We start from the raw sequence: 4,831 nt of genomic DNA, 5'->3' as shown, positions 1-4,831 counted from the left end.
CCCCTTGGGCTTGTCGTTCGGGAACAACAGATGGGCGGCTTCCATGCCCCCGCCGTCTCCGTTTCCACCGTTCCCCGGCTGGTCGTCGGCGACTGCCGCGCCAATACGGGCCATGAACCTGATTACCTCCGGATGGTTTCCACCACCTGAGGTCACCAGAAACGCGTTGAGTTCGGGGGTTCCGAACTGTGCGAGCGCGCGCTGTGCGGTTTCGACGGAGGCGTTCCACTTCTCGCCGCCGATCTCCGGGTCTTTCTTGGCCGTCTCAACCCAACTGGTGTTGAGCTTGGTCCAATCGGCTGCTTCGGCAGCAGCGCCGGTTTTCATATGCTCGGCAAGCTGGTTGGCGAGCTTCTGAGCCTGACCCTGTGTCAAGCCGATGTCCTTCATGATCGGCGACATGGCCTCGGTAAGCTTGGCGTCAAGCTCGATGCCTTCAGGCATCGTGAACTCATACTTGCCGTCGTCGGGAACCCTGTTGATCGGGTTCGCCGGGTCCTTCAGGTCATGTTCGGCCTTGGCCTTGGCGTTGTCGTCGGCCGACTTGGCTGGGTCGTTGACGTACGGCTTCCACGCCTCAGGCTGGCCCTCTGTCGGCTTGGCGGCATCTGGCTTGGCAGTGTCGGTGAGCAGGCTTCCCGCCGCGCCATCGGCGGCCGGCTTGCCAGCTTCGGCCGATGGCTGACCGCCAGCGGGGGCTCCTGCTCCCGCCGTTGCCGAGCCATCACCGCCACCCGAGCCGCCGCCATCCTCCGGGGCAAACACAGCACCAGCGGGCCACACGCGAACGCCGGCCATCAGCTTATCAAGCATAGTCGTCTTCCTCTCTTCCTTCGGATTTACGCGAGCGCGCCTCCTTGGCGGCCCTGTTCAATTCGCGCTGTTGTGCACGATCGAGGAGCATTCGCGGGTATGCGGTCGAGTCGATGCTGTCGATCTTGGAAAGCAGCTCAAGGGCTACCGAATGACGCCCCAACTGGTACCGTTCCGCCGCCTCGTCCGAGCTGAACGAATTGACGTAGAGCCCTGTTCGTCCGAGCAGCCAGAACAGGACGAGGTTGAAGTCCGGCTGACCTAACAGCCGGCGAAACGCGCCCGTGGTATCGGCAGCGTCGAGTTCCGCGATTTTCTTGCGCTCTTCCTCTTCGGCTAGCTGCGCCTCGTAGTCGTCAATCATCCGGCGATCCCCAGCCTTGAAACAACGTCCTGTGCCGCTGGATTATTCATGGCATCAGCTGCGACCTGTACGGCCTGAGAGCCGGCAGAGATTGCAGGGGCAACCTTATTTGCCATTTCGGCTTGTGCCTGCTGCTGCTGTGCCTGTGCCCGTGAGTCCCTGATGGCCTTGACCTTCTCACCACTGACGATGATCGCGGCCGGTGCCCCGACCATCTCGCCGTAGGTGTCGACGATCTGGTCACCGTCGATCTTGTCCACGACCTCCGGCTTGATGGACGCTACCTGACCGACGAGGCCGATAAGCCTCTCGACAGAGCCGGTCGCGACGGCCTTCTGAGCCTGGGCAAGCGTCGAGATGTATTCGACAGACATGCTCACGGCCTGAAGTTCTGGCGGCGGCGGCGGGAACATCTTGCGCTTCACGCCGATCTGAAAAGCCAGTTCAATCACCGGTTCAAGCTGCGCGGTGTAGATATTTTCCAGCACCGGACCGAGTTGCAGGAGCTTTTCTTCCTTTCGCTCGGAAATCTCCAGCACGTTGCGGGGCTGAACGCCCTCCATGTTCTGGAGCATCATGAACAGGTCGGCGAAAAATCCTGTATCTATACGGCGGCGCGTCTCGTTTATCTCAGCCATAAGCTCACTTATGCGGAGATTGACCTGCATAGCCGGCTGCAAACCGCCGCCGTTCGGGTCATCAACGAACGTTATCGCACCGGGAAGCAACGAAACCGGGTTGTTCTGTAGAGATGTTGGACCCTTCATCGGCGGGCGGACCATCTTGGCAATGGCTTCCAGCTTGTCGCGCGCCATGGCCTGTAGGGACTTCACGTCGCCGATAGCATCCATGGCCGGGGACTGCGCATAGGCATCGTCCGCGACCATCTCCCACGGCGGGCAGATGATTGGATTGCTGTCAAAGCCGCTCTCTTCGAGAAGACCATCTGTCTCGCTGGCGCCATCTGCCCAATAATTCGACAGGAATGCCTTGTTCTTCTTGTTCGCCTTCGAAGCGTTGCGCAATTCTCTCGGTTCTACCGCGTGGTAGATGATGAACATATCATCATACCTGGACCGGTCGTAGCTGCTGCGAATGCTTTGAGTTACACGCGTCAACCCGAAGCGATTGACGATCTTCTCGCAAGACCAGCGAAGCTTGCGATAGAGCGTGTCGCAGACTCCCTGCTCGTTGCGGGAAATCCAGTATGTTCCGGGCAAACACTGGATCATGCGGATGGGGTGATGGTCGTCGCCTTCGACAATCAGCGCGGCCGACTGCCCGAACAGCCCAAGATCGCCGTATCCCTCATGGAACACGTTGTAGACGTTCGATCTCCCGAACATGCGCCGTTCGATGTTCTCGACATCGTCCACCCAAAGCTTAGCCGGACCCCACTCGCGGAGATCGGGGTCCGGCGTCCCAAAGCGAAACCACGGGCGAGACGGCGACGTGAGGCCGGAATGCAGCCCTGATTTCAGCGTCCGCCATGCATACGAGCCGGACGGGTCAAGGATGCGCTTACGGCTGGATGCTCGCTCGTCCAGGTTTTCCAGCCTTAGGCGCTGGGGGGCGATGAAATCGGCGAGCGTCGTCCACGTCGAATGCCAGTTATTCCGAACCGACTTCAGGCTTTCGAGGCGGCGGCGGTGATACTGGATTTGCGTTTCACTTGGAGATGGGCGCATCGGTGGCCGCTTCCTCGTCAAGGTGGATGCGGACTTGCCGCATGGCCTGCTCAAGCTGGAATGCTGCCCGTTTTGTGTGGGCGGTGACGCGGAGCTTTTCGATCTCCCGTGCGGCATCTCGAATGGCGAGTTCGGCCGGCGTCAGCAGTTCGGGATGAGCCCGGCTCATCAGGCGGTACCGCCTAGCAAAGTGGGCTTCTGCGTCGCCGCGTTCTGGAGAACGCCTTGCGCGCCAGTCAGGACGGTGTTCGTCCCGGCGCGAATTCGGTCCGTTGCCCGACGTGACGCAGCTGTCGCAATGCTGGTGTCGTCGGGCTCCTGGGCTTGCGCTGAGGCCTTGTACTGCTCAACCTTCGGCGTCTTGGCAAAACACATTGGTCACAGTCCCGCGTGAGGGTCGTATTTCTCCTGCAATACGCCATTGAGGTTTCCGCCATGCATTGCTTTTTTCGCAACAGGCTCGGCAAACGTAAGCGCCAAGGCGTCTGCCCGGTTCGGTGATGGAACGCCTCGTAGCTTCATATCCTGCTTGCTCTCCAGAAGGATTTTCCCGTCAAGACGCGGCACTGTCTCGGGAGCAATCAGCTCGTCAAATAGCGTCTGGTCGTTGGGATCGATCGCGCCGCCTTCCTTCAGCCAGCGCTTGACGGTGCCCCACATCTCAGCCCGCTTGTTGAAGTAGCCGGGGTCATTTGGCTTTCCGGAGAACCACACCAACCGCCAGCTTCGCCCCATGGTCCGCCCGGCGCTGACAATGCCCGTGCCATATCCGGCGTCGACAAACACCGCGTCTGCCTTCTCTTCGTCCTCAAAACGCGCAATGAGGTTCGCAACCTCCACGTCGTTGTCGTTGCGCGGCAGGCTCGCGAGCTTCTTGCACATGAGGCCTTGGCGCAACACGATCTCCAGCGGGTCTTCGCCAGTCCACGCCGGGTCAACGCCGATGATCTTGGGCGCGAAGTTGTATTGCTCCGGCCTGAGGTGGCGACGCTGTGCGGCCGATACGTCGGTCTCGCTGATGAACTGCATGGGGGACTGAGACGGGAACTGACCGCGAACACGGTATTTCGCAACGTCGCTATCTTCGCCGCCCGCGTCATCGACGATCGATTGCAGATATGGTTTGTTGGTGCCTTCGACGGTGCGGCTGTCGATATGCCGCGTCACCCAGCGGTGTTTGAACTTCCGGAAGCACTCACGGAAACGGCCCGTGTTGCGCGTCGGGTTTCCGAACGCTACCCAGATGATAACCGTCTCCTCATCAGTCAGCGCGCCTTCGGCGACTTCCCACACCTTATCGGCGATGGCCGAAGCCTCGTCGAACAGAAGGATGATGATCTTTCCGCGATTGTGGAGACCGGCGAATGCCTCTGTGTTGTGCTCGGACCACGTGACGAAGTCCATGCGCCAGGTATCGCCGCGCGCCGGGTCTCTCGACTTGATCGACTGCGCTTGCACGTCAAACCAATGACCGGTCAGTGACCTGCGGAACCACAGCCCGACCTCTGGTGCGGTCTTGGTTTGCATCTGCGGCCGGGTGTTGGCGGTGATGACAATCTTGCAGTCGGCGAAACAGGACATGGCCCAATTGGACAGCATGCCCATTTCGGCCGATTTGCCGATGCCGTGCCCCGATGCGACGGCGATCCGAAGCGGCGTGAACCTCTTTACTGGGTCGGCGAGGTGGTCGCGTATCTGGCGGTTGATGTCGCGTTGCCACTTCCGAGGGCCGGTCATCCCGGTAAGGTCGCCCTCTCCCCAATCATAGGCCGCGACCGTCCACCGGTCGGGGTCGTGCCGGCAGGCGGCAGCTAGCTTGATTATCTCGTCGTTCGGATCGACTGGCCTGTTCATATTCCCGCAGCCCTATCTTTTGCGATGCGCTCACACGTCAGCCAAGCCCCGTCTATGACGTGCTCAAGCTCGGCCGCCGCCGTCCGCTCTGATGATCCGGCCGGATATGTCC

General features: G+C 60.6%; 5 protein-coding genes. All 5 read right to left on the bottom strand.

What is annotated here, in order from left to right; genetic code table 11:
* Positions 1–813: hypothetical protein (locus G522_RS29335; protein ID WP_051229201.1), on the bottom strand; the 813-nt coding region annotated here is incomplete at its 3' end.
* A complete protein-coding gene (locus G522_RS0123975; RefSeq protein ID WP_026793190.1) occupies positions 806–1,177 on the bottom strand; it encodes a Bbp19 family protein in 372 nt (123 codons plus the stop codon). The genes G522_RS29335 and G522_RS0123975, both read right to left, overlap by 8 nt.
* Positions 1,174–2,865, bottom strand: coding sequence for a portal protein (locus G522_RS0123970; protein WP_036840833.1), 1,692 nt, complete (start codon positions 2,863–2,865; stop codon positions 1,174–1,176). Before G522_RS0123970 ends, G522_RS0123975 begins: the two co-directional genes overlap by 4 nt.
* Positions 2,846–3,034 carry a hypothetical protein gene (locus G522_RS0123965; protein ID WP_026793188.1) on the bottom strand — a complete coding sequence of 63 codons (189 nt, stop codon included), beginning with the start codon at positions 3,032–3,034 and terminating at the stop codon, positions 2,846–2,848. Before G522_RS0123965 ends, G522_RS0123970 begins: the two co-directional genes overlap by 20 nt.
* 209 nt (positions 3,035–3,243) lie before the next feature.
* On the bottom strand, positions 3,244–4,719 hold the full coding sequence (locus G522_RS0123955; protein WP_026793186.1) for a hypothetical protein: 1,476 nt from the start codon (positions 4,717–4,719) through the stop codon (positions 3,244–3,246).
* Between the last annotated feature and the right edge of the window lie 112 nt (positions 4,720–4,831).

Source organism: Pleomorphomonas oryzae DSM 16300 (assembly GCF_000422965.1).
Lineage (GTDB): Bacteria > Pseudomonadota > Alphaproteobacteria > Rhizobiales > Pleomorphomonadaceae > Pleomorphomonas > Pleomorphomonas oryzae.
Note: the sequence above shows the minus strand (reverse complement) of the source record. Positions and strands in the feature narration are given on the sequence as shown.

Bases quoted from the DNA above. Each gene is read 5' to 3' on its own strand.
- G522_RS0123975 (WP_026793190.1), bottom strand. From the start codon at position 1,177: ATGATTGACGACTACGAGGCGCAGCTAGCCGAAGAGGAAGAGCGCAAG.
- G522_RS0123970 (WP_036840833.1), bottom strand. From the start codon at position 2,865: ATGCGCCCATCTCCAAGTGAAACGCAAATCCAGTATCACCGCCGCCGC.
- G522_RS0123965 (WP_026793188.1), bottom strand. From the start codon at position 3,034: ATGAGCCGGGCTCATCCCGAACTGCTGACGCCGGCCGAACTCGCCATT.
- G522_RS0123955 (WP_026793186.1), bottom strand. From the start codon at position 4,719: ATGAACAGGCCAGTCGATCCGAACGACGAGATAATCAAGCTAGCTGCC.